This window comes from Actinomycetospora succinea, from assembly GCF_004363095.1.
GTDB classification, from domain to species: domain Bacteria; phylum Actinomycetota; class Actinomycetes; order Mycobacteriales; family Pseudonocardiaceae; genus Actinomycetospora; species Actinomycetospora succinea.
On the sequence record NZ_SNYO01000001.1, the window covers coordinates 680,656 to 705,511 of the forward strand.

The 24,856-nt window shown below is 73.8% G+C and carries 20 protein-coding genes; 13 read left to right on the plus strand and 7 right to left on the minus strand.

Going from position 1 to position 24,856, the window contains the following annotated elements; translation table 11 throughout:
• Positions 1 to 46: 46 nt before the first annotated feature.
• The 3 genes from EV188_RS31350 to lysS are packed head-to-tail and all read left to right on the plus strand — an operon-like array spanning position 47 to position 3,491.
• Positions 47 to 979: a hypothetical protein gene (locus tag EV188_RS31350; RefSeq protein WP_166659695.1), complete on the plus strand. Its 933-nt coding sequence runs from the start codon at positions 47 to 49 to the stop codon at positions 977 to 979.
• Between the two features lie 27 nt (positions 980 to 1,006).
• A complete protein-coding gene (locus EV188_RS03210; RefSeq protein WP_133824751.1) occupies positions 1,007 to 1,798 on the plus strand; it encodes a fumarylacetoacetate hydrolase family protein in 792 nt (263 codons plus the stop codon).
• Positions 1,799 to 1,844: 46 nt separating this feature from the next.
• Positions 1,845 to 3,491, plus strand: a complete 1,647-nt coding sequence (gene lysS, locus EV188_RS03215; RefSeq protein WP_133825379.1) for a lysine--tRNA ligase — start codon at positions 1,845 to 1,847, stop codon at positions 3,489 to 3,491.
• Position 3,492: 1 nt separating this feature from the next.
• On the opposite strand, the gene EV188_RS03220 is transcribed toward lysS, so the two are convergent.
• Complete coding sequence (locus EV188_RS03220) at positions 3,493 to 4,233, minus strand: AIM24 family protein (protein ID WP_133824752.1); 741 nt, start codon at positions 4,231 to 4,233, stop codon at positions 3,493 to 3,495.
• 12 nt (positions 4,234 to 4,245) lie between these two features.
• Entirely contained in the window at positions 4,246 to 5,727 is a 1,482-nt protein-coding gene (locus tag EV188_RS32885) for a class F sortase (RefSeq protein WP_133824753.1), read from the minus strand.
• Positions 5,728 to 5,879: 152 nt separating this feature from the next.
• On the opposite strand from EV188_RS32885, the gene EV188_RS03230 reads away from it, so the two are divergent.
• The 10 genes from EV188_RS03230 (at position 5,880) to EV188_RS03275 (ending at position 15,724) form a co-directional block, all read left to right on the plus strand.
• Entirely contained in the window at positions 5,880 to 7,031 is a 1,152-nt protein-coding gene (locus EV188_RS03230) for a CaiB/BaiF CoA transferase family protein (protein WP_133824754.1), read from the plus strand.
• A gap of 47 nt (positions 7,032 to 7,078) precedes the next feature.
• Positions 7,079 to 8,368, plus strand: a complete 1,290-nt coding sequence (locus EV188_RS03235; protein WP_133824755.1) for an MFS transporter — start codon at positions 7,079 to 7,081, stop codon at positions 8,366 to 8,368.
• Between the two features lie 60 nt (positions 8,369 to 8,428).
• Positions 8,429 to 8,854 carry a Rieske (2Fe-2S) protein gene (locus EV188_RS03240; RefSeq protein ID WP_133824756.1) on the plus strand — a complete coding sequence of 142 codons (426 nt, stop codon included), beginning with the start codon at positions 8,429 to 8,431 and terminating at the stop codon, positions 8,852 to 8,854.
• Positions 8,851 to 9,951, plus strand: a complete 1,101-nt coding sequence (locus EV188_RS03245) for an amidohydrolase family protein (RefSeq protein WP_133824757.1) — start codon at positions 8,851 to 8,853, stop codon at positions 9,949 to 9,951. Before EV188_RS03240 ends, EV188_RS03245 begins: the two co-directional genes overlap by 4 nt.
• On the plus strand, positions 9,948 to 11,015 hold the full coding sequence (locus tag EV188_RS03250; protein WP_133824758.1) for an amidohydrolase family protein: 1,068 nt from the start codon (positions 9,948 to 9,950) through the stop codon (positions 11,013 to 11,015). Before EV188_RS03245 ends, EV188_RS03250 begins: the two co-directional genes overlap by 4 nt.
• A complete protein-coding gene (locus EV188_RS03255; protein ID WP_243741444.1) occupies positions 11,012 to 11,857 on the plus strand; it encodes an alpha/beta fold hydrolase in 846 nt (281 codons plus the stop codon). The genes EV188_RS03250 and EV188_RS03255 overlap by 4 nt, the downstream gene beginning before the upstream one ends.
• 45 nt (positions 11,858 to 11,902) lie before the next feature.
• Positions 11,903 to 12,895 (plus strand): LysR family transcriptional regulator, encoded by a 993-nt coding sequence (locus tag EV188_RS03260; RefSeq protein WP_133824759.1) that lies wholly within the window; start codon positions 11,903 to 11,905, stop codon positions 12,893 to 12,895.
• Between the two features lie 100 nt (positions 12,896 to 12,995).
• Complete coding sequence (locus EV188_RS03265; RefSeq protein ID WP_133824760.1) at positions 12,996 to 14,057, plus strand: ABC transporter substrate-binding protein; 1,062 nt, start codon at positions 12,996 to 12,998, stop codon at positions 14,055 to 14,057.
• A gap of 5 nt (positions 14,058 to 14,062) precedes the next feature.
• Complete coding sequence (locus EV188_RS03270) at positions 14,063 to 14,929, plus strand: ABC transporter ATP-binding protein (RefSeq protein ID WP_133824761.1); 867 nt, start codon at positions 14,063 to 14,065, stop codon at positions 14,927 to 14,929.
• Positions 14,930 to 14,932: 3 nt separating this feature from the next.
• Positions 14,933 to 15,724: an ABC transporter permease gene (locus EV188_RS03275; protein WP_243741445.1), complete on the plus strand. Its 792-nt coding sequence runs from the start codon at positions 14,933 to 14,935 to the stop codon at positions 15,722 to 15,724.
• Position 15,725: 1 nt separating this feature from the next.
• Here the strand turns inward: EV188_RS03275 and EV188_RS03280 are convergent, their stop codons facing one another.
• The 5 genes from EV188_RS03280 to ileS form a co-directional block, all read right to left on the minus strand.
• A complete protein-coding gene (locus EV188_RS03280) occupies positions 15,726 to 16,520 on the minus strand; it encodes a class I SAM-dependent methyltransferase (RefSeq protein WP_133824762.1) in 795 nt (264 codons plus the stop codon).
• Between the two features lie 18 nt (positions 16,521 to 16,538).
• The gene (locus tag EV188_RS03285; RefSeq protein ID WP_133824763.1) at positions 16,539 to 18,263 is read right to left on the minus strand and encodes a LamG-like jellyroll fold domain-containing protein; all 1,725 of its coding nucleotides are present in this window, start codon (positions 18,261 to 18,263) and stop codon (positions 16,539 to 16,541) included.
• Positions 18,264 to 18,392: 129 nt separating this feature from the next.
• Positions 18,393 to 19,058: a hypothetical protein gene (locus EV188_RS03290; RefSeq protein WP_133824764.1), complete on the minus strand. Its 666-nt coding sequence runs from the start codon at positions 19,056 to 19,058 to the stop codon at positions 18,393 to 18,395.
• A 195-nt stretch (positions 19,059 to 19,253) separates the two neighbouring features.
• The gene (locus EV188_RS31355; protein ID WP_166659696.1) at positions 19,254 to 21,422 is read right to left on the minus strand and encodes an HNH endonuclease signature motif containing protein; all 2,169 of its coding nucleotides are present in this window, start codon (positions 21,420 to 21,422) and stop codon (positions 19,254 to 19,256) included.
• Positions 21,423 to 21,673: 251 nt separating this feature from the next.
• Positions 21,674 to 24,814 carry an isoleucine--tRNA ligase gene (ileS, locus tag EV188_RS03310; RefSeq protein ID WP_133824765.1) on the minus strand — a complete coding sequence of 1,047 codons (3,141 nt, stop codon included), beginning with the start codon at positions 24,812 to 24,814 and terminating at the stop codon, positions 21,674 to 21,676.
• Positions 24,815 to 24,856 lie beyond the last annotated feature (42 nt).

Here is a 24,856-nt window from a genome sequence, read left to right on the forward strand (position 1 = left end):
CGATGCGGCTTTGCTGGCGTCTGACGCCAGGATCGCCACATCCTCGATGACGACACGCCGAGGTCATCTCGTCGTCGCGGCCGTGGAGCTGGTGTGCGGCGTCGCGGTCGCGGTGTACTTCGTCGTCCTCGGCGTGACGGCCGAGGGGGCCGGCCGCACCGCCGTCGACCGCGCCTTCCCGTTCGTCGTCGCCGTGCTCGCCCTGGCCGTGCTGGGCGGCATGGCGTGGCGCAGTGTGCGCCGCGCTCGCAGCGCCCCGAGTGATCGTGGCGGCTTTCCTGACGTTCAACGTCAGCGTGGCCGCCAGGCTGAGACACCCCGAGCCACGCCCGCTCCTCCGCTGGCGCCCGAGTTCACGCCGACGCCTCCGCCCGCGCTGACCGAGAAAGGGCGGGCGGAGACGGAGCGGGTGCTGCGGGTGCTCGGCGAGGCCGGGGTGCTCTCCGCCGTCCCCGACGTCGACGCGATCGCCGAGGCCGTCGCCGACGCGGGCGAGCCGCCGACCGCCGGGTCGGTGCTCGGCGCGATCGGGGAGGCCGGCTTCTGGCACCCCGGGTTCGACGCCGAGCCCCACCTCGCGAACCTCGCCTTCCACGACGGGCACGTCGAGCAGTTCGTCGACACCCTGCGCGAGCAGGTCGACGACCTCGCCCGGCTGGTCGGGGACGCGCTCGCCGTGCGCCTCGAGCACGTCGAGATCACCGACGACGGGCGCCACCACCTGCGCCTGCGATTGGGTGACGACGTGGCGGACCTCGACTACGCCGGTCACGTCAAGTACCTCAGCACCGTCCTGCACGTCGCGGTCGCCCGCGCCGCGTACGCCGCCGGCACCCGTCTCGCGTGGCTGTGGGTCGACCAGGGCGTGTACCTCGCCGTGCCGGCCACGGGCCTCGCGGAGCTGAACGCCGTCGCCCCGGACCACGAGCGGTGGTCGTGGGTGGACGAGGACGAGCCGATGGCCGCCGGCGCGCTCTGAGCACCCCGCCGGATAGGGTCGGCGGCCGTGCGCCTCGCCCGGATCGCCCACGCCGACGGAGTCTCGTTCGCCGCGCTGCAGTCGCCGACCACGGCGGGCGGTGAGCCCGGGGCCGGCGACGTCTGCGCCGAGATCGCCGAGCACCCCTTCGGCGACCCGACCTTCACGGGACGGACCTGGCCGCTCGCCGACGTCCGGACCCTCGCGCCGATCCTGCCCACCAAGGTGGTCTGCATCGGCAAGAACTACGCCGCGCACGTCGACGAGATGGGCGGCGAGGCCCCGCCGGCCCCGCTGATCTTCATGAAGCCGTCGACCAGCGTCATCGGCCCCGGCCTGCCGATCCTGCTGCCGCCGGACTCGCAGCGCGTCGACTTCGAGGGCGAGCTCGCGATCGTCATCGGCATGCCGTGCCGCGATGTCCCCGAGGCCCGCGCCCGCGACGTCGTCCTCGGCTACACGGTCGCGAACGACGTCACCGCCCGCGACCTCCAGCAGTCCGACGGGCAGTGGACCCGCGCGAAGGGCTACGACTCGTTCTGCCCGCTGGGGCCGTGGATCGAGACGACGGTCAACCCCGACGACCTCGCGATCCGCACCGAGCTCGACGGCGAGGTCCGCCAGGACTCCCGCACGCACCTGCTGCTGCATCCGATCGACGAGCTCATCGCCTACATCTCGCGGGTGATGACGCTGCTGCCCGGCGACGTGATCCTCACCGGCACCCCGGCGGGCGTCGGGCCGATGACGGCGGGCCAGCAGGTCAGCGTCACCGTCGAGGGCATCGGCACCCTGACCAACCCCGTCCAGGCGCGATAGCGCGCCGTATCCTGGACAGGATCGATCAGGAGGGCGCGCGCACGTGATGGACACGGCCGGGACACCGGAGCCGGACTGGGTGTCGACGATGGCCGACGAGGTCATCGAGGCGGCCGGCCCCGGCAACAAGATCGTCTGCGCCTCGGGCCTGAGCCCGTCGGGCCCGATCCACCTCGGCAACCTGCGCGAGGTCATGACGCCGCACCTCGTCGCCGATGAGATCCGCCGCCGTGGCCACGACTGCGAGCACCTCATCTCGTGGGACGACTACGACCGCTACCGCCGCGTGCCCGCCGGCGTCGACCCGGCGTGGTCCGAGCACATCGGCAAGCCGCTCTCGGCGGTGCCGGCCCCGTTCGGCAGCCCGTTCGACTCCTGGGCCGAGCACTTCAAGGCCCCGATGATCGCGGCGCTCGAGGACCTCGGGGTGCCGTTCCGCGGCGTCAGCCAGACCGAGATGTACACCTCGGGCGCCTACCGCGACCAGGTGCTCCTGGCGATGCGCGAGCGGCAGAAGATCGACGGCATCCTCGGCCGCTTCCGCACGAAGAAGAAGGACGCGGCAGCGGACGACGACCCCGATGATGATGCCGACGTCGTCACCAGCGCCGAGTACTTCCCGTTCAAGCCCTACTGCGGCGGCTGCGGGCGCGACGACACGACGATCACCGCGTACGACGACGACTCCACCGAGATGACCTACACGTGCGCGTGCGGGTTCGGCGAGACGGTGCTGCTGCGCGACTTCACCCGCGGCAAGCTCGTGTGGAAGGTCGACTGGCCGATGCGCTGGGCCTACGAGGGCGTGCACTTCGAGCCCTCCGGCGTCGACCACTCCTCGCCAGGGTCGTCGTACCAGGTCGGCGGGCTGATCGTCGACGAGGTCTTCGGCGGGCGGCAGCCGATCGGCCCCATGTACGCGTTCGTCGGGATCACCGGCCAGGCGAAGATGTCGAGCTCGCGCGGCTCCGTGCCGACGCCGGGTGACGCCCTGGAGATCCTCGAGGTGCCGGTGCTGCGCTGGCAGTTCGCGCGCCGCCGGCCCAACCAGGCGATCAAGGTCGCGTTCGACCAGGAGATCCACCGGCTCTACGACGAGTGGGACGCCCTCGGGCGCAAGGTGGCCGCGGGCACGGCGGGCGGGATCGAGACCACCGGCCACGTCCGCGCGGTGACCACCGCCGAGCGCGAGCTGCCCCGCACCCCGGAGCCGGTGGCGTACCGGACGCTGGCGTCGGTCGTCGACATCACCGCGGGCGACCCGGCCCAGCTCGAGCGCATCCTCGCCGGGGTCGGCGCCACCCTCGAGGGCGCCCGCCCGCGCCTGGACCGCGCCGCGCAGTGGGTCGAGAACTACATGCCCGACGACGCGCACACGCGCCTGCGCGACGAGCCCGACACCGCGCTGCTCGCCTCGCTCGACGACCAGGACCGCGAGGCCGTCGCCATGCTGCGCGACCACCTCACCGACGACTGGTCGCTCGACGGCCTGACGACCCTGGTCTACGGCGTGCCCAAGAAGCAGGCCGGCCTGCCGCTCGACGTCAAGCCCACCGACGAGCTCAAGGCCGCCCAGCGCCGCTTCTTCGTCGTCGTCTACCAGCTGCTCGTGGGCGCCGACACCGGCCCGCGCCTGCCCACGCTGCTGCTCGCCGCCGGTCCGGAGCGCGTGCGCCACCTGCTCGGCGGCTGAGTCAGCGGAAGAACTGCCCGAGCACGTTGCTCGCGCCGGACTGCTCGCCGCCGCCGTGGCCGCCGATGCGGCTGATCGGCACCTCCTCGGACGGCTGCACGATGACGAAGCCCTGGCCGGCGAAGGTCATCGTGAACGCCTCGCCCGTCGTGCGGCCGAGCAGCGTGCCGAGCCCGACCTGGTCGGCGCGGTGCACCCCGGTCTGCAGGCCCGCCGACCACGCGACGGCGGCCTCCGGGTCGGCGTAGGTGGGCTGGTCGACGTTGAGCACGACCGGCGAGCCCTTGCAGGTGATGGCGAGGCGCCCGCGGCCGGAGAAGACGCAGTTGAACAGGCCCGCGCCCGACATCGATGCGGCGCCGGACACCATCTGGATGTCGTAGGACAGCGTCGGCTCGAAGGCCAGCACGTTCTTGCCGTTGATCGACAGGGCGTCGTGCGGGCCCTCGAGGTCGATGAGGTGGACGTCCTGGGCGGCGTCGGCGAGGAAGACGTCGCCCCGGCCGGCGATCTTCATCAGCGGGACGCCCTCGCCGGTCAGCTGCTTCTTGAGGAAGCCGCCGATCCCGCCGGAGCCGAGGGCCTCGAACCGCACGTCGCCCTGGAAGGCGACCATCGACCCCTGCCGGGCGAGGCACTCCCCGGCGAGCTCGACCTTGAGCATCTTCGAGTTCTGGAGGCGCAGGCCCGGCTGAGCCGACTCCTGCTCCTGGTTCTCCGGGGCGAAGAGGTTGCTGCGCACGCGGGGAGTCTGTCAGCGCGGCGACGCGAAGACGACGACGTTGTCGACGTACGAGCGGGTGGTGCGGTCGAACGGCCCGCCGCAGGTCACGAGGCGCAGCGCGGGGCCGGCGGTGGGGCCGTAGACGCGGTCGGTCGGGAAGGTGTCCTTGCCGAACTGCTCGACCGAGTCGACGACGAAGTGCGCGACGGTGCCGTCGCTGCGCGGGACGTCGATCGCGTCGCCGGCCCGCAGCGCGCGCAGCCGCGAGAACACGCCGGGGCCCTGCCACGAGTCGACGTGCCCGACGACGACGGCGGGCCCGGCCTCGCCCGGCACCGATCCCTCGCTGAACCAGCCGACGTCCTGCGGGCCCGCCGGCACCTGGAGCGCGCCGCCCCGGGGCTCGACGCCGAGGTCGGTGAGGTGACCGGCCGCGATCCCGGCCGCGGGCACCGAGAGCCCGGTGGGACGCAGCGCCGACCGCGACGACGCCGGGAGGTCGACCACCGGCATCGGGGCCGCGGCCGGGGCGAGCGAGGGCGCGGACGCCCCGGCGAGCCCGCCGTAGCCCGCGGGCACGCCGCCGTTGGGGGTCCGGCGCGGCGCGGGGGTGGGCGACGAGGTGGTCGAGGGGGACGGCGTCGCGGTCGGCGCCGGTCCCGTCGAGGCCGGCGGGCCGGCCGGCGGGACGGCGCTCGACGGGGAGCGCGACGGCGGGGTCGGGCTCGCGGTGGTCGTGGGGGTGGCGGGCGCCGGGGCGGCGGCGCCGTCCGGGACCGCGGTGACCGCGAGCGCGCCCTGCGGGTCGCGGGTGACGATCACGGAGCTCACCGACGAGCTGGCGACGGGCAGCGTGACCTGCGTCGACTGCCCGGAGCTGGTGGTGACGTCCATGGTCCAGGTGCGGGCGTCCACGGTGGCGTAGTCCGAGGCCGCGCCGTAGACGTCGTCGGCGAGCGGCCCGCCGCCCTGCGCGGTGACGTCGACGGCGCCGACCCCGGCGGCCGCGGAGATCACGCGCACGAGCGCGGACCCGGGCGGCGGCGCGACGGTGCGGTCGCTGAGCAGCTCCGCCTGCGGGGTGGCGTTCGGGCCGACGTCGACGAACGCCGCGGTCTGCGCGTTCCCGGGGGTGACGGCGACCGAGGCGGTGAGCGCGGGCGGGGTCGACGCGGCGGCGCCGGCGGGGCGGGCCTGCAGCGTGTAGACGCCGGGCGCGGCCGGCAGGTAGTCGGTCAGCCCGCGGTACGAGACGTTCGCGGCGACCCTGGTCAGGGGCAGCCCCGGCCCCTCGGCGTACATGTCGACGGCACCGGTCGACGGCGAGAGGTGGGCGACGCGCAGCAGGCCGTCCTCGTCGGGGGCGGCGAGAGTCGACGACGTCGAGGCCAGCGACACGAGCCCGTGCTCCGCGGCGATCCCCGTCCCGCCGATGCCGAGCGCGGTCGTGACGAGGGCCAGCGCGGCCGTGCCGGCCCGCCGCCCGACCGGCCGCCCCGTTCGTGGTGCCATCCCGCCGTCTCCGATGCTCGCTGTGGTCTCCGCCCCGACCCCGACGCCGCATCGTTCGGCCGAACGGGGGAAGCGGTTCGGATGATCGGGACGTCGTGCGTCACAACGAGCGGTGTCGCGCGGGGATGCGCACGGAGGGGCACGATCACGGCATGCCCCTGCCCCTCGACGGCGTCCTCGTCGTGGCCTGCGAGCAGGCCGTCGCCGCCCCGCTCGCGACGCGCCACCTCGCCGACCTCGGCGCTCGCGTGATCAAGATCGAACGGCCGGGACGCGGCGACTTCGCGCGCGACTACGACACCGTCGTCGGCGGGCTCTCGAGCCACTTCGTCTGGCTCAACCGCGGCAAGGAGAGCGTGACGCTCGACCTCAAGGACCCGGACGCGCTCGCCGACCTCCAGCGCATCGTCGACAAGGCCGACGTCTTCGTGCAGAACTTCGCACCCGGCGCCGCCGAGCGTCTCGGGCTCGGCGCCGACGAGCTGCGCCGCGAGCACCCGCGGCTCGTGCACTGCAGCATCTCGGGCTACGGCTCGGCGGGCCCGTACCGCGACGCCAAGGCCTACGACCTGCTGATCCAGGCCGAGACCGGGCTGGTGACGATGACCGGCACCCCCGAGCACCCGGCGAAGGCCGGCATCCCCGCGGCCGACATCGGCGCCGGGATGTACGCGTTCTCCGGGATCCTCGCGGCGCTCCACGAGCGCGAGCGCACGGGGGAGGGCACCGCGCTCGAGGTCAGCCTCTTCGACGCGCTGAGCGAGTGGATGGGCTTCCCGCTGACCTACGCGGCCGGCGCCGGGCGCGCCCCGCAGCGCGCGGGCACCTCGCACCCCGCGATCGCCCCGTACGGCACGTTCACCGCGGGCGACGGCGCCGAGGTCGTCCTGGCGATCCAGAACGAGCGCGAGTGGGTGCGGTTCTGCGCCGAGGTCCTGGGCGACGAGGCGATCGCGACCGACGCCCGCTTCGCCACCGGGTCGGCGCGCCTCGAGCACCGCGACGAACTGCACGCGGCGATCGGCAGGGTGTTCGGGTCGCTCGACGGCGAGGCGGTGGTCGCCCGCCTCGTGGCCGCCGGCATCGCCCACGCCCGCCAGCGCGACCTCGTCGGCGACGAGGGCGTGCTCACCCACCCGCAGCACCTCGCCCGCGACCGCTGGCGCACCGTCGGCTCCCCGGGCGGCGAGGTGCCCGCGCTCGTCCCGCCCATCGGCCTGCCCGGCCGCCCGCTGCGCATGGGCCCGATCCCCGACGTCGGGGAGCACACCGACGCCGTCCTTTCCGAGTTCCGGAAGACCTGAGCGTCCGAGGTTGTCCTCGCCGGTCGGGTGCGCTTCCCTCGCACCCCATGGCCGGTCCCTCGCGCAGGAGCATCTTCACGGCGAGCTTCGTCGGCACGTCGATCGAGTGGTACGACTACTACATCTTCGGCACCGCCGCGGCGCTGGTGTTCGGGAGCCTCTTCTTCCCCCAGTTCTCCTCGGTCGCCGGGACGCTCGCCGCGTTCGGCACCTTCGCGGTCGGCTTCATCGCCCGCCCGCTGGGCGCCGCGGTCATCGGCCACTTCGGCGACCGCCTCGGCCGCAAGGCCATGCTGGTGCTGACGCTGCTGCTCACGGGCGGGGCGACGGCGCTGATCGGCCTGCTGCCGACGTACGCGGCGATCGGGATCGGCGCCCCGCTGCTGCTCGTGCTGCTGCGCCTCCTGCAGGGCTTCGGCGTCGGCGGCGAGTGGGGCGGCGCCGTGCTCATCGCCACCGAGCACGCGACGAGCCGGCGCCGCGCGGTCTACGGCAGCTTCGCCCAGTTCGGCGTCCCGATCGGTGTCCTGACGTCCAACCTCGCCTTCCTCGCCGTCGCCGGCCTGCCCGACGAGGCGTTCCGCTCGTGGGGCTGGCGGATCCCGTTCCTGCTGTCGGTGGTGCTCGTGGTGGTCGGCTTCGTCGTGCGCAGCCGCCTGCAGGAGGCGCCGGAGTTCGAGAAGGTGAAGGCCGCCCGGGAGACGAGCACGGTGCCGGTGGCCGAGCTGGTCCGGCGGCACCCGAGGACGCTCGTGCTCGCGAGCCTCGCCTCGATCGCGCCGCCGGCGATCGGCTACACGGTGATCGTCTACATGCTGAGCTACGGCACGACGGTGCTCGACTACGAGCGCACCACCCTGCTCACGCTGATCATGCTGTCGACCGTCGTGTGGGTCGCGACGATCATCGGGGCCGCCGTGCTCGCCGACCGCGTCGGCTCGCGGCCGGTGTACGTCGTCGGCGCCCTCACCGCCGTGATCTGGCCCCTGCCGATGTTCGCGCTGGTCAACACGGGTTCAGCGGCCCTGGCCGGGCTCGCCTTCGCGGTGGCCGCCGTCGTCCAGGGCATCATGGCCGGTGCCCAGGGCGGGCTGTTCAGCGAGATCTTCCCGGTGCGCGTGCGCTACAGCGGGATCTCCATCGCCTACCAGGTCGGCGGCATGGTCGGCGGCGCGGTGACGCCGATCGTCGCCACCGCGCTGTTCGGCGCCACCGGCTCGTCGACACCGATCGCGCTCTACGTCGCGGCGCTCTCGCTGCTGACGCTGCTCGCCGTGTTCGGCCTGCGCGAGGGCTCCGCGCGGACAGCGGCAGAGCCGGAGCATCAGCCGAATTGATGTCGACCATTCCCGATCGCTGTTTCTCTGCCCGCCGACGACATTCTTACGATCGGCCCTGTGCGGATCGCGGTGTCACGACTCGACGAGTTCCCCCCGGGAGAGCGCCGGATCGTCGCGGCGGGCCGGAAGTCGATCGGCGTGTTCCGGGTCGGTGACCGCTTCTACGCCCTGAACAACCACTGCCCCCACCAGGGCGGACCGTTGTGCCTCGGGCGCACGGCGCCGTGGGTGCGCTCGACGGCGCCCGGCGACTACCGCGTCGACGGCGACGCGGCGCTCGTGGCGTGCCCCTGGCACGGCTGGGAGTACGACCTCGCCACCGGCCAGTCGTTCCTCGGCCCGGGGGAGCCGCCGGTGCGCACGTACGGGGTGTCGGTGGGCGCCCGGGAACCGGGGCCGTACGTGGTCGAGACGTACCCGGTGCACGTCGAGGACGCGTGGGTCGTGGTGGACACCGCGACGCGCGGAGAGGACTCCACATGACGATCACCGAGAGCGCGGCCACGACGACGCCGCGCCGGACGGGCCGCACGCTCGTCGACGCCGACATCCACCCCCACGCCCTGGCCCCGCAGATCGCGGCGCGGCTCGCCCCGGCGCACCGGCGGCGCTGGGAGATGTTCGGCAGCCGCGTGCTCGCGCCGCCGGAGATCTACCCGCGGGTGCGCAACGCCGGGTTCCGCGCCGACGCCTGGCCGCCCGGCGGGTTCCCCGGCAGCGACCTCGGCATGGTCCGCGACCAGCTCCTCGACGAGTTCGACGTCGACCACGGCATCCTCATCCCGCTGCAGGGCCACAGCTGGGGCATGGAGGCGCCGGAGTACGCGAACGCGCTGTGCGGCGCCCTCAACACCTGGCTACGCGAGGAGTGGCTCGACCCCGAGCCGCGGCTGCGCAGCTCGATCGCCATCCCGCACGAGGCCCCCGACCTGGCCGCCGCCGAGATCCGGCGCCACGCCGGCGACCCCGGGTTCGTGCAGGTCCTGCTCTCGACCGGTACCGAGCTCTCCCTCGGGCGCCGGAACTACTGGCCGATCTACGCGGCGGCGCAGGAGGCCGGGCTGCCCGTCGCCGCGCACACCGGCGGGCTCGCGCAGCACCGCTCGGCGGGCTGGCCGTCGTTCTACCTCGAGGAGCACGTCTGGAACGGCAACACCATGGCGGCGCTGCTGACGAGCTTCCTGCTCGAGGGCGTCTTCGAGGAGTTCCCGTCGCTGCAGCTCGTGCTCGTCGAGGGCGGGATCGCGTGGGCCGGGCCGCTGCTGTGGGCGCTGGACCAGGCGTGGTCGACGCTGCGCGAGGACGTGCCGCACCTGACCCGCCCGCCGTCGGAGATCGTGCGCGAGCGCGTCTGGTTCACCACGCAGCCCATCGAGGAGCCCGACGACCCGGGGCACCTCGAGCTCGCGCTGCGCCACCTCGACATGGACGACCGCATCCTGTTCGCCTCGGACTACCCGCACTGGGACTTCGACTCGCCGCGCCACGCGCCGCGGGCCTTCCCGGCGGCGATCCGCGACACCGTGATGGGCGCCAACGCCTGCCGCCTCTACGGCCTGCCCGCGCGGGAACAGCCGTGAGCGCACCGGTGCTGGCGGGCGCCGTCGACTGCGACGTCCACGTCGCCCCGGCGCACCTCGACGTGCTCACCGGCTACTTCGACGACTACTGGCGCGGCTACGTCGTCGACGGCGGGATCTCGCTCTCGCCCACCCAGGCCGGCGCGTACCCGCCGGCCGCGCCGACGAGCGCGACCCCGGAGGCGCGCGCCGCGGGCCTGCTCCCCGCCGCGGGCACCGTCGACGCACTGCGCGACGCGCTGCTCGACCCCGCCGGCCTGGCGACGGCGGTGCTGAGCTGCACGAGCGCGTTCCCGGTCAACCGCAACCCGTACTACGAGGCGGCCCTGACCCGCGCGGTCAACGACTGGCTGCTCGAGCACTGGCTGGCCGCCGAGCCCCGCCTGCGCGCGAGCATCGTCGTGCCGACCCTCGACACGCGCGCCGCCGTCGCGGAGATCGAGCGGGTCGGCGCGCACCCCGGCGTCGTCCAGGTCCTGCTCCCGGTCCGCACCGACGCGCCGTGGGGCAACGTGCGCCACCGTCCCGTGCTCGAGGCCGCGGCGGAGCACGGGCTGGTCGTCGGCCTGCACGCCTGGGGCCGCGTCGGGCACGCGGGCACCCCGTCCGGGCTGACCCACACCTACCTCGAGGACTACCTGACCAACTCCCAGGTCGCCGCGCAGGCCCAGCTCACGAGCCTCGTCACCGAGGGCGCGTTCGCCGCGGTACCGGGGCTGCGGGTGACGTTCCTGGAGTGCGGCTTCTCGTGGCTGCCGGCCCTGCTGTGGCGCTTCGACAAGGACTGGAAGGGCGTCTGGCGCGAGGTCCCGTGGGTCGCGGGGCGGCCCTCGGCGATCGTGCGCGAGCACGTGCGGTTCACGACGGCGCCCGCCGCGCTCCCGCAGGACCCGGCGCGCGTCCGCGAGGTGCTCGAGCTCCTCGGCGGCACCGGCCCGCTGCTCTGGGCCAGCGACCACCCCCACGACCACGGCCCCGGCGGGCAGTGGCTGCTCGACGCGCTCACCGACGACGAGCGGACGGCGGTGACCCGCGACAACGCCGTCGCGTGGTACGGGCTGTGACCCTGCCCGGCTTCGCCCCCGACGACGTCGGGACCGCGCCGGGCGTGCGGATCCGGGTCCAGGTCGCGGGGTCGGGGCCGCCGGTCCTGCTGCTCCACGGCTGGCCGCAGACCTCGGCGATGTGGCACGCGGTCGCGCCCGGGCTCGCCCGCGAGCACACCGTCGTCGCGGCCGACCTGCGCGGCTACGGGGCGAGCACCGCCCCGCCCGGTGCGCGGTTCGACAAGCGCGCGATGGCGTCCGACCAGCTCGCGGTGATGGCCGGGCTGGGGTTCGAGCGGTTCGCCGTCGTCGGGCACGACCGCGGCGCGCGCTGCGCCTACCGCCTCGCCCTGGACCACCCCGACGCCGTCACCGCGCTCGCCGTGCTCGACGTCCTGCCCACCGGCGACGTGTTCGCGGGCGTCGACGCGGCGTTCGCGCTCGCCGCCTGGCACTGGTTCTTCCTCGCCCAGCCCGGCGGCGTCCCGGAGCGGATGATCCTCGCCGACCCCGACGCGTTCTTCGCGCGCTACGTGCCCGACCCGGTCCCGCACCGCGAGGCCTGGCGCCGCCCCGAGGTCGTCGCCGCCATGTGCGCGGACTACCGCGCCGGCGCGACCGTCGACGCCGCCGACGACGACGCCGACCGCGACCGGCGGTGGATCCGGTGCCCGACCCTGGTGCTCTGGGGCAGCGAGGGACCGCTGGGACGGGCGGACGACGTGCTCGGGACCTGGCGGCGCTGGGCCCCGGCGGCGACCGGCCGGGCGCTCGACTGCGGCCACCACCCGGCCGAGGAACGGCCCGAGGAGACATTGACCGAGCTGCGTCGATTCCTGGGGAAGCCTCTCGCCCACTGAGAACGACCGTTGACGCCGCCGGTCGCCGCCCCAGCAGAATCACCCATGAGCCGCTCCCGGGCGTCGCTGGCGAACCTCGACCTCAACCTCGTCGTGTTCCTCCGGGAGCTGCTCCGCGAACGCAACGTGACCCGCGCGGCCGAGCGGATCGGGGTCACGCAGCCCGCCGCCAGCGCGGCCCTGCTGCGCCTGCGCCGGCACTTCGCCGACGAGCTCCTGGTGCGCAACGGCGCCCAGTTCGTGCTCTCCCCGCTGGCCGAGCAGCTCGCCGGCCAGGTCGAGCCGGTCTGCGAGTCCCTCGAGGCCCTGTTCGTCACCACCGGGGACTTCCGCGCCGACGACTCCCGCCGCGAGTTCACGCTGCTCATGCCCGACTACGTCGTCACGGCGCTGGGGGAGACGCTCTCGCGCACGATGTACCGGGCCGCGCCGGGCACCCGGCTGCACGTCAAGCTCGTCAACGAGGCGCTGCCCGCCGACCCGCTCGACACGCTGCGGGTGATCGACGGGATCCTCTCCGCCCCCACGCAGGCGCTGCGCACGGCGGGGATCCGCGACCTCGAGCTCTTCCGGGACCGGTGGGTCTGCGTGCTCGACCGCGACAACCCCGCTGCCGACGGCCTCGGGCTGCGCGAGCTCGAGGCGCTGCCCTGGGTCGTGCCGCACCACCCCGACGGCGGCTATCCGGCCAGCTACCCGCTGACCCCGCTGCTGGCGCGGCTCTCGCGGCGCCCGCACGTCGCGGTGCGCGTCGACAGCTACCGGGCGACGCCCTACTTCGTGGCCGGCACCGACCGGGTCGCGGTGATGCAGCGGCGCCTTGCCGTCACGTTCGCCGACCGCAGCGACCTGCGGATCGTGCCGTGCCCCGGCGACCCGCCCGAGATCGTGGAGTGCCTGTGGTGGCACCAGCGCCTCGACGACGACCCGGCACACCGGTGGCTGCGCGGCGTCGTCCGGCAGGCCGCCCGGCTCGCGCCCGAGATCTCCCTCCCTGATCACGGCGCGATCACGGCGACAAGCCATACATCCGGATGATGACGTCAATTCGAACTACTGATTGGCCGTCGACGCGGAATCGTTCGTAGTGTGATTTTCCGCGCAGCCCGGAGTCCGTGAATGGAATGAGGAGGCTCGGGTGACGACGTCGTTCCCGATCAGTGCGGCGCCGGGGTTCTCCCGCCGTCGATTCCTGCAGCGCGCCGGGCTCGCCGCCACCGTCGGCGCCGCCGCGGTCGTCGTGCCCGCCTGCTCGTCGGGGGCGGGCGGGGGCGGCGACCGCGTGACCTTCCTCAACGTCCTCCCGCTCGAGACGCTCTCCTTCACCCCGGAGCTCGTCGCCTCCGCGGGCGGGCACTTCGCGCGGGAGGGCCTCGACGTCCAGTTCCAGACCACCCGCGGCTCCGCGCAGGCGATCCAGACGCTCATCGCCGGCAGCGCGCTGGTGTCGCGCATCGGCGACATCGAGACCATGATCGCCGTCGGCGAGCGCAACGCGCCGCTGGTCAACGTCAGCACGATGCTGCAGCAGGTCACGGTGCGGATGGTGTCGGCGGCGAGCGCGCCCATCCGCACCCCGGCCGACTTCGCGGGCAAGACCATCGGGCTGCCGTCGCAGGGCGGCACGAGCGAGACCACGCTCGACCTCGTGCTCGCCCGTGGCGGCGTCGACCCCGCGTCGGTACAGCGCCAGGTCGTCGGCCTCGCACCCGGCGTGTTCGACCTCGTCGTGCAGGGCCGCATCGCCGCCTACGTCGCCTCGCTCGACACCTCCGAGCAGCTGCGGATCCAGCGCCCCGAGGCCGTGATCTTCAACCCCGCCGACGTCATCGCCAGCGGCGCCCAGCTCTACGCCACCTCGCGCCCCCAGCTCGAGGACCCCCGCAGCCGCGACCTCATGACGCGCTACCTGCGCGGCATCCGCTCGGCGGTGAACGCGGTGCTCGCCGACCCGAGCGGCGACCAGACGCTCGCGACGATCCGCAGCCGGTTCGACTTCCCGATCCTGCAGGACACCGCGCTGGCGAAGACGAGCCTCGCGGCCTACAGCGCGAACTGGAACGCCGCCGGGCCGCAGAACCTCATGCGCACCGACCCGGCGCGCTGGCAGGCGACCTACGCCGAGCTGAGCTCCGCCGGGGTCATGCCCGGCGGACTGCAGCCCGACCCCTGGTTCACCAACGAGCTGCTCGGGAGCTGAGCCGCATGACCGAACACCTCCTCAGGGCGGCACGCAGCGAAGCGGAGCTGCCGCAGGGGTACGACGAGCCGGCCACGCCCGCGGACACGCTGACGCCCGAGCTCGAGCTCGCGGGCGTCGACAAGGTCTACAGCTCGCGGCGCGGCACCACCGAGGCGCTGCGCGGCATCGACCTGCGCGTGGCCGCCGGCGAGTTCGTCGCGCTGGTCGGGCGCTCCGGCTGCGGGAAGACGACGCTGCTGCGGATCCTCGCGGGCCTGCTCCCGCCGACCGGCGGCGAGGTGCGCGCGGGCGGGCGCCCGGTGTGGCGCGGCGGGCGGCGCGACGAGGAGACCGTGAGCCGCTTCGGGCTCGTCTTCCAGGAGCCGAACCTCTTCCCCTGGTTCACGATCGAGGACAACGTCGCGCTCCCGCTGAAGCTGCGCGGGGTCGACCGGGCGACCCGGCGGGCCCGGGCCCACGAGCTGTGCGACCTCGTCGGGCTCGGCGGCTTCGAGAAGTCGCTGCCGCGCGAGCTGTCCGGGGGCATGCGCCAGCGCGCCGCGATCGCCCGGGCGCTGAGCTGCGACCCGAGCGTGCTGCTCATGGACGAGCCGTTCGGCGCGCTCGACGCCCTCACCCGCGACCGCATGAACCTCGAGCTGCAGAGCATCGCGTCGACCACCGGCGCCACCGTCGTGTTCGTGACGCACTCGATCCCCGAGGCGGTCTTCCTCGCCGACCGGGTCGTGCTGCTCTCGCCGCGCCCCGGGCGCATCCACTCGGTCGTCGACGTGGACCTCGCCCGCCCCCGCGAGCTGGAGATCGACGTCGAGCCGGCGTTCCGCGAGACGGTGCGGGCGCTGCGCACAGCGCTGGACGAGGAGGCCTGACCGGTGGAACAGCGTGGGGTCGCGAAGTGGCTGCCGTGGGTGTCGGCGCCGGTCATGCTCGTGCTGCTGGTGATCGTGTGGTCGCTGGTGGTCTCGGTGTTCGGCATCTCGGAGTTCGTGCTCCCGCCGCCGTCGGCGGTGGCGGCGTCGCTCGGGGAGCTGCTGGTCGACCCGGCGACGTGGGGTCACGTGCAGGTGACCGTCACCGAGGTGCTCTCCGGCTTCGCCATCGCGCTGGTGCTCGGGGTGCTCGGCGGGGTCGTGCTGGGCCGGATCGCCTGGCTCGAGGTGGCGATGCGCCCGGCGCTGGTCGCGTTCCAGGTGGTGCCCAAGGTCGCGCTCATCCCGATCTTCGTCATCTGGTTCGGGTTCGGCCTCACCTCGAAGGTGATCATGGCGGCGATCCTGGCGTTCTTCCCGATCCTGCTCAACGTCCTGCTCGGCGTGCGCTCGGTCGACCGCGGGCACCGCGACGTCATGCGCGGTCTCGGGGCGACGCGGTGGTCGACGTTCCGCAACCTGGAGCTGCCGAGCACGCTGCCCTACGTCTTCGCGGGCATGGAGGTCGCGATCGTCTTCTCGGTGATCGGCGCGATCGTGGGCGAGTACCTCGGTGGCAACGAGGGCCTCGGCTTCCTCGTGGTGTCGAGCCTGAACGCCCTCGACGCCCCGGCGCTGTTCGCCGTCATCGTCCTGCTCGCCGCCGTCGGGTCCGTGCTCTTCTTCGCGGTCAACCTGGCCAAGCGCCTCGTCATCCCGTGGCACGAGTCGGTGAGCGAGAAGGAGTTCGCCTGACTCAGGCGGGCGTGCGGGCCAGGTAGCCGACGAGGTCGATCTCGGCGCGCAGCGGGAGCCCGTCGCGGACGACCCGCTCGGCCGTGCGGACCGCGGCGTCGTGGAACGCCTCCTCGCCGACGGCGCGGATGGCCTCGTACGCCGGACCGGTGAAGGCGAGCGCGCGGGCGTAGGCCTGCGGGTCGGCGAACTCCCAGGCGAACCGCGGCGACACGCGCCGGACGTCGGTGAAGCCGTGCGACGCGAGCAGTTCCTCGCCCGCGCCCGGCCGCCCGAGCCGCACCATCGCCGCCTGGTTGGCGACGGCCGGCTCCTCGGCCAGGCGGAACGGGGCGAGCGCCCACGCGCCGGGTGACACCTTGATGTGGCCCCACACGGTGATGCCGACGCGGCCGCCGGGCGCGAGCACGCGGTGGACCTCGGCGAGGGCGTGGGGCGTGGTGCCCCAGACGCCGCGGAAGCTGGTGACGACGTCGAAGCTGCCGTCGGTCCACGGCAGGGCGTGCATGTCGCCGACCCGCACGTCGGCGTCCGGGTTGCGGTCGCGAGCGACGGCGACGAGCCGCGCGGAGGCGTCGATGCCGGCGCACGTCGCGCCGCGCAGCGCGGCGAGCTCGAGCGCGAGGCCGGAGCCACAGGCGACGTCGAGGACCCGGTCGCCGTCGTCGACGCCCAGCCGGTGGTGGATCGCGACGTACTCGCGGCAGTTCGACGGTTCGGAGAGGGTCGCGAAGTCGACGGCCCGGCGGCCCCAGCCCTCGTCGACGACGGTCCAGTCGTGGGTGGTCACGGCCATGACCTGCAGTGTCGCGCCCTACGTCCCGGAGCGGTAGAGCTGCGTCACCTGGGCGGGGGTGAGCGCCGTGGTCATCACGGCGGCGTCGTACATGCTGCCCGCCCACGCGTAGGTGGTCGGCGCGTTGGGCCAGCCGTTGAGGTTGTCCCAGCCCACGCGCCACCAGCCGGTGCGCGTCGTCCCGCCCTCGGCCGTGGTGGTCGTCGGGTCGGCGGCGACCTGGGCGCCGTCGACGTAGAGCACCATCCCCGCCGGGGAGAGCGTCGCGACGGCGAGGTGCCAGGCGTCGTCGTTGTAGGCGTTCGGGCTGGTGATCGTCTTCGTGGCGTTGGGGTAGACGCCGAACGTCAGCTGCCCGGAGTTGGTCATGTAGAGGTGGCGGTCGTAGCCGCCGGAGGTCAGGCCGGTCCGCGAGCTGCCCCAGCCGATCATCCGGCCGCCCAGGACGGTGTTCGTGCGGAACCACCCGACGATCGAGAAGACGTTGGTGCTCGCGATCGCGGTGGTGCTCGTGGTGGCGACGTAGGGCGTGAGGACCGCCGACCCGTTGATCGTCACCGCGCGTGCCGGGGTGTCGCGCGGGCACGGCCTGGTGGCGGCGGCCGTGAAGCCGAGCAGGCCGTTGTAGGTGCCGGTGGTCCCCCCGGTGAGCGAGCGGGCGGTCGCCAGGTTGGCGACGTTCGCGTCGTCGAGGGGCCAGGCGATGTAGTTGCTGCCGAAGCCGGCGGTGGCGCCCAGGCAGGTGAAGTACGGGGCGGCGCCCGCGGTGTTCGTCGTGTTGGTCAGCGTCCCGGTGAACGCCGCGAGCGTGGGGTTCGGCGCGATCGTCAGCGCGAGGGCCAGCGCCATGCCGAGGAACGTCGACGTTGCGCCCGGTCCGCGGCGGGGCCCGGGGTCGGGGGCGGACGGCGCGGGCGGCGCGGGCGGCGGGCCGGGCGCGGTCGGGCCCGCGTCGTCCACGAGCGGGTGCCGGTGGGCGGCGATCAGCCCGTACACCATCGGCAGCAGCCAGAACGCGGTCATCACGATCCACAGCCACCAGGGCATGTGCACGCCGCTGGTCAGGACGTTGCCGCCCGCCTGCTCGGGCCGCGGGGTGACGAGCACGCCCTTCTCGCCGCTGACCAGGTCGAGCACGCCGCCGGTGTCGGCGCTGACGCGGGTCGGGAGCATGCCCGTCGAGACCAGGTTGATGGTCGCCTCGCCGGCGTCGGCCGACGACCCGAGCGTCACCGTGCCGACGAACGGGCGCAGCCACACGCTGACCGCGGCGAGGAGGAGCGACAGGCCGAGCACCCGCGTCGGCACCGCCCACAGCCACGGCAGCCAGCGCCGCGTGGCCCAGAAGAGCAGCACGATCCCGACGATGAGGGCCGGCAGGGCCCACATCAGCCAGCCGAGCCCGGGCAGGACGAGGACGACGCGGCCGGTGAGGTCCGGCGCGTGCAGCGTCCACGGGTCGACGGCGCCGTTGATGTCGCCGCGGGTCTTCATGCCGATGCCGCCCGGGCCGGTCTCGAGGGCGACGACGCGGTGGGTCACCGACCGGCCGAGCTCCGCGGGCGGCCGGAAGGTGACGATCTCGCCGACCCCGATCACGGTGTCGGGCCGCGTGAGCACCACCGAGCCCACGGGCGCGGCGGTGCCCATCGAGGGCGTGGTGATGATCTGCCAGCGCCCCCCGGAGAGGTGCCAGACCAGGGCGCCGGCGAACAGCACCACGACCACGGTCGCAGCGAGCACGCCGGGCACGATCGACGTCCGTCGACCGGTGTCCGGGGGGAGCGGCAGCGGGAGGGGAGCCGTCACCGCGTCGGGGTCGACGTCGGTGTCGGGGAGGGACGTACCCACTGGCGTTTCCGGGTCCGCTCGTCAGCCCGTCAGGGTCCAGGTGATCGGCTGCGACGCGGTCAGGCCCTGGTAGGTGTTGCCGGCCGAGACGTCGACGTACGTCGTGAACGTCAGCGGGATCGTCGAGCCGGAGTTGGCCGCCGGGATGAGTGCCGCGGGCAGGTTGACCGTGGTGCCGGCCAGGGTCGAGGCGACCGTGTCGGCCTGGACCACGGTCGCGCCCGAGGTGACCTTGACGTGCAGCTTGCTGCAGAAGTCGGTCGCGGTGCCCGCGCCGGCCGCCGCCGACTGCGTGCAGGGGCCGAAGCCCATGGTGAACGCCGTCGCCGCAGCCGTGCCGGTGTTCTTGAAGTTCACCAGCGTCGTGACGTTGTTGGTCGTCCCGGCCGCGTTCGAGGGCAGCATCGCGGTGTTGCCGCCGTACTTGTTGAACGTGGCGCACGTGGCGGTGTTGGTGCTGACGCCGCCGCCGTCGGTGCTGTTGCACGCCGTGGTGCCCGTGGCGCCGGTCTCCTGGAGGATCAAGGAGCCGGTGGCCGCCGTGTCGTTGGTGTTGGTGATCGTCGCGACGAACGCCGAGAAGGTGTTGGTCATGGCCAGCGACATGAACAGTGCGCCGACCAGACCGGCCGCGACGATCAGCCGCACGAACCGGCGCTGCTGGGGGGACCCGTTGTCCCTGGGCATCCGAACCACCTTCCGAGCGACGATGAGTGCTGCCCGGAAGGTCGGTTCAGGATCTCCCGCGCATCGTCACATCGGACACGCGGACCTTTCGATTAACCCACAGAGCCTAACGAGTGACGCCAAGTTCGGCGTGTCGCTGACCGACGCGCTCGCGAGACCTCCGTCGGAGTGATGGCGCGAGCCTGGTCGTAGGGCTCAGAACGGTGGTGGGTCGTCGGGGTCGAAGGCTGTCGCTGCAGGCGTCGGCGGGGTCGTGGTGGTGCTGTTCGACGTCGCGGTGAAGCGCCGGCGCCAGTCGTCCAGGTGCTCGCTGTCGGTGTCCTGGTCGGGCCAGCCGTCGTCGGGCAGCGGTCGCGCCCGTCCGGCGGGCTGTGGCGCCGGTAGCGGCCGGAGGACCTTGGGAGGACGGGTGGTGTGGGTGATCCCGGCACGGGTGCGGATGACGAACCAGCCGGGGATCGGCTGGCGCACGTGCCAGCCGGCGAGGTGCTTGGCGCGGTGGTCGTGGGTGCACCAGGCGCCGAGGTTCCAGGTGACGGTGGGCCCGCCGTGGGCGTGGTCGCGGGTGTGGTCGATCTCGGCGCGGTGGGCGGCGCGGCGGCACCAGGGCACGACGCAGTGCCGGTCGCGGGCGCGGGTCCAGCGGTCGGCTTCGGCGCCGGGGCGGCGGCGTCGCCACTGATCGGGGCCGCTGTCGGCGTCGGGTGGGCGCCCCAGCCGGCCGGTGCCGGCGAGGTCGGCGAGGCGGGCCTGCACTTCGGTGAGCAGCGGTGCCCATCCGGGGTGGTCGTCGGGGTTCAGGGCGGCGAGCAGCGTCGTCGGAACCTGGAGTTCGACGATCGCGCCGGTCCGGGTCGCGCCCGGTGCTCGCCCCCGCGTGCGGGGGCCGGCTGGTCGGCTGCGGGCGAGCAGGACGTGGTGGAGGTGCCCGTCGTCGTCGACGAGCACGACGCGCCATTCGCCGTGGTGGCGGGCGTGGACGAGGTCGCGCGCCACGGCGGCGGTGACCGCGCCGTAGCCGGGCACGGTGGCGGGGTGCTCGTCGAGCCCGAGCGCGGTGGACAGGCGGAGCCGGATCTCGACGGTGCCGTGCCGCAACCGCCCGTCCCGCCGCTCCGGCTCCTGCTCCGGCTCGCCGGGCAGGCCGGGCAGGCCGGGCAGGCCAGGGAGGTCCACGGCGCCCTGGGCGTCGGGTGAGCCCGGCGCCGGCACCGACAGCTCGAGGTCGTGACGACCGCTCCCGGTCTCGTGGCCGGCCTCGTCGTCCGCCTCGTCGTCCGCCTCGTCGTCGGCGCCGGCGTCAGCGCCGAGGTCAGCGCCGTCGTCAGCACTGTCGTCCTCGGGGCCACTCTCGTGCGGTCCATCAACCGGCCCGCCGTCATCCGGCCCGCCACCGTCCGGCCCGCCACCGTCCGGCCCGCCACCGTCCGGCCCGCTGTCCGGCCCGTCGTCCGGCCCGTCGTCAGGTCCGTCGTCAGGTCCGTGATCGGGCCCGCCGTCCTGGGGCCCGCCGTCGTCGGGGTCGTCGGGGCGCTGGAGGGCGTGGTACTCCGCGGCGAGCAGGGCCACGAGGTCGTCGTCGGTCATCCCGGCGGTGGAGCCGTCGAGCAGACGAGTGCCGACCTGCAGGCGCAGCTGGTTGATCGGGGTCAGCACTCCCTGCCCGCGCACCTGCGCGGCCAGGGCCTCCACCCGGGCCATCGACGCGATCCCGTCCGCCGCGGGCGCATCGGCCAGCGACAACGTCGCCGTCCCCGACGGGTTGCACACCAACCCCACCCGCCCCCGCGCCTCCGCCCGCTTGCGGCGCCGTTCCGCCCAGTCCGGGTCGATCGCCACCACGACCTCGCTGAGCCGCTCCCGCAACGCCATCACCGGCATCCCACCCGCCTCGGGCAGGACCTCGGCCACCGCGAGCCGGGCGTGGTCCTCGGACAGGTCGGCCACGCCCTCGCTGATCGCGCGGACCTTCGGCCCGTCGAGCGTGCCCGACCACAACGCCTCACCCAGCAACGGCAACCGGCAGAACAGGTCCTCGGCCAGCTCCAGGCGCCGCGACGCGGTGGTGCGCGCACACCCGAGCACGGCGGCGACCTCGTCGCCGGAGAACTCGTCCGAGCTCGGCAACCGCCGCGGGCGCCCCTCGGCGTCCTCGGTGGCCATCCCCAGCTCCCGCAGCCCGGCCAGCAGCTGGGCCTCGGCGCGGTTGTGCACCGCGAACCGGGCCCGCACGAACGCCGCCAGCTCCGGGCCGTCCAAGCTGCTCGGATCGACCGTGTCCAGCAGCGCATGAAGATCGGCGTCGGGAGCACGACCAGCCAGCCGGGCCACCAGCCCGGGCCGCTGATCCTGCTCCACGCTCACGAGGACAACGCTAGGACCGACCCCCGACAACGCCGCCCGAGAAACCCCAGGACAGAGCCCCACTCCAGGTCACGGAACGGTAACGATCCTCGAGCGCGGTGATCTCCCCGCCGCGAGCGCGTGGCGTTACGACACTCGACGTCAGCGTCCAGTTGAGCACGCCGATAGGGCCACGCCGCTGACACTCCGGGCGAGCGTGTGGCATCTCGGACGCTCAGCGTCTGCGATGCCCCCCGCTGACACCTCGGGCGTCAGGCTTGCGTCGGGGTGATCGCCACGGCGAGCGCGAGGTCGTCGGAGCGCGCCGCGGCGTCGCCGTTGACGGCCCCCTCGGTCATCGACACCGCGAGGACCTCCTCGGCGATCGTCCCGGCGTGGGCGCGGACCGCGTCGGCGACGTCGCTGCGCTCGGCCGCCCAGGTCAGCGCGATGCGGTCGGACACCTCGAGGCCCCGGGTCTTGCGGGCCTCCTGCACGACGCGCACGACGTCGCGGGCGAGCCCGGCGGCGCGCAGCTCGTCGGTGAGCTCGGTGTCGAGGCCGACCGACAGGCCGCCCTCCGACCGGACCGCCCAGCCCTCGCGCGGCGTCTCCTCCACGAGGATCTCGTCGCCGGACAGCGTGATCTCCTCGCCGTCCACGACCACCGTCAGCGCCCCGTCGACCGGGGCCGCGGTGGAGGCCTTGACCGCCTCGGCGACCACGGGGGTCTGCTTCGCGAAGCGCTTGCCGAGCGCGCGGAAGTTCGGCTTCACCGTGACCTCGACGAGGTCGGAGCCCGCGGCCTCGACGCGCCCGACGTTGAGCTCCTCGGCGATCTCGGCGAGCAGCGAGGGCTCGAGCGCCGAGAACCCGGGCGCGGCCACCACCGCGCGGGACAGCGGCTGGCGCGTGCGCACCCCGCTGGCCGCGCGCGTCGACCGGCCCAGCTCGACGATCCGCTGCACGAGCGCCATCCGGTCGGCGAGGCCCGGGTCGATGGCGGACTCGTCGAGGACGGGCCAGTCGGCGAGGTGCACCGAGTCGGGCGCGCCGTCGACGACGTCGCCCTGGAGCAGCGTCCACAGGTAGTCGGTGGCGAACGGCGTGAACGGCGCCATGAGCCGGGAGAGCGTCTCGATGCAGGTGTGCAAGGTCGACAGGGCGGCCGGCTCGCCGTGCCAGAAGCGGCGGCGCGAGCGGCGCACGTACCAGTTCGACAGGTCGTCGACGAACGCGCTGATGGCCCTGCCGGCGCTCGAGGAGTCGAAGTCGTCGAGCGCGCGGGTGACCTCGCGGACGCAGGTGGCGAGCTCGCCGAGCACCCAGCGGTCCATGGGGTGGTCACTCGGCGTCGGCTCCGACGAGGGCGTCCACCCCGACGCGTTCGCGTACGTCACGAGGAACGACGCGGTGTTCCAGTACGTCAGCAGGATCTTGCGGACGATCTCGCGCAGCGCCTCGTGCCCGACGCGCCGGTCGACCCACGGCGAGCCCTGGGCGAGCATCAGCCAGCGCACGGCGTCGGCGCCGTGGGAGTCGAACAGCTCGAACGGGTCGAGCACGTTGCCCAGGTGCTTCGACATCTTGCGGCCCTGCTCGTCGAGCAGCAGGCCCAGGCACACGACGTTCTCGTAGGACGACCGGTCGAACACCAGCGTGCCCACGGCCATCAGCGAGTAGAACCAGCCGCGCGTCTGGTCGATCGCCTCGCAGATGTACTGCGCGGGGTAGGCCTTCTCGAAGTCGGCCTCGTGGTGGTGCGGCGCCCCCCACTGGGCGAACGGCATCGCGCCCGAGTCGTACCAGACGTCGATGACGTCGGTGACGCGGCGCATCGTGCCCGTCCCGCTCGGGGCCGGGAACGTGACGTCGTCGACGAAGGGGCGGTGGGGGTCGAGCTCGGAGAGGTCCTGCCCGACGTAGGAGCCCAGCTCGGCGAGCGAGCCGACGCACACCATCTCCGACGGGTCGGCGTCGTTGCGCCAGATCGGCAGCGGCGTGCCCCAGTAGCGGTTGCGCGAGAGCGCCCAGTCGACGTTGTTCTCGAGCCACCCGCCGTAGCGCCCGTGCTTGATGTGCGGCGGGTACCAGTTCGTCCGCTCGTTCTCCTCGACCAGCCGGTCGCGGATCTCGGTGGTGCGGATGAACCACGACGGCAGCGCGTAGTAGATCAGCGGCGTGTGGCAGCGCCAGCAGTGCGGATACGAGTGCTCGTAGGACTCGGAGCGCCACAGCACCCCGCGCGAGCGGAGCTCCTCGACCAGCGTCGGGTCGGCGCCCTTGAAGAACATCCCGCCGATGAGCGGGACGTCGGCGTAGAAGTGCCCGTCCGGCCCGATCGGGTTGACCATCTCGAGGCCCTCGGCCTTGGCCACGAGGTGGTCCTCGGCGCCGAAGGCGGGCGCCATGTGCACCAGGCCGGTGCCGGCGTCGGTGGTGACGTGGTCGCCGTGCACGACGCGGTGCGCGTCGCCGAAGCGCTCGTCGTCGATGAGGTCCAGCGGGCGGCGGTAGTGGCTGCCGAGCAGGTCGGTGCCGGTCGCGCGGTCGGTGACGGTGGCGCCCTCGCCCAGCACCGACAGCAGGTCCTCGGCGACGACGAAGTCGTCCCCGTCGGCGGTCGTCGCCCGCACGTAGACGATGTCGCGGGCCACGGCGACCGCGGTGTTCGACGGCAGCGTCCAGGGCGTCGTCGTCCAGACCAGCAGGTCGGCGCCCTCCCACGGCCCGTCGGTGAGCGGGAAGCGGACGTACACCGAGGGGTCGACGTCGTCCTCGTAGCCGAGGGCGACCTCGTGGTCCGACAGCGGCGTCTCGTCACGCGGGCAGTAGGGCGTCACGCGGTGGTCCTCGACGAGCAGGCCGTCGTCGAAGATCTTCTTGAGCGACCACCAGACGCTCTCGACGTAGCGCGGCGCCATGGTCAGGTAGGCCTCGTCGAGGTCGACCCAGTAGCCCATGCGCTCGGTCATCGCGGCGAAGGCCGAGACGTTGCGCAGCGCCGACTCCTTGCAGGCGGCGTTGAACTCGGCGATGCCGTAGGTCTCGATGTCGGCCTTGCCGGTGAAGCCGAGCTCCTTCTCGACGGCGAGCTCGACGGGCAGGCCGTGGCAGTCCCAGCCGGCGCGGCGCGGGACGTGGTAGCCGCGCATCGTCCTGAACCGCGGGAAGAGGTCCTTGAACGCGCGGGCCTCGACGTGGTGGGTGCCGGGCTGGCCGTTGGCCGTCGGCGGGCCCTCGTAGAAGATCCACGGCTCGCCGTCCGCCGTGCGCTCGAGGGAGCGACGGAACACGTCGCGGTCGGCCCAGCGGGCCAGGACCTCGCGCTCGATCGCGGGCAGGTCCACGCTCGCGGGGAGAGCAGCGAACGCGGGCTTGCCCGCGGGACCGGGGGACGGCGTTGAGCTCACGTCTCGATCTTCCTGGTGGTGCGGCGGCCGAACTCACCCAGG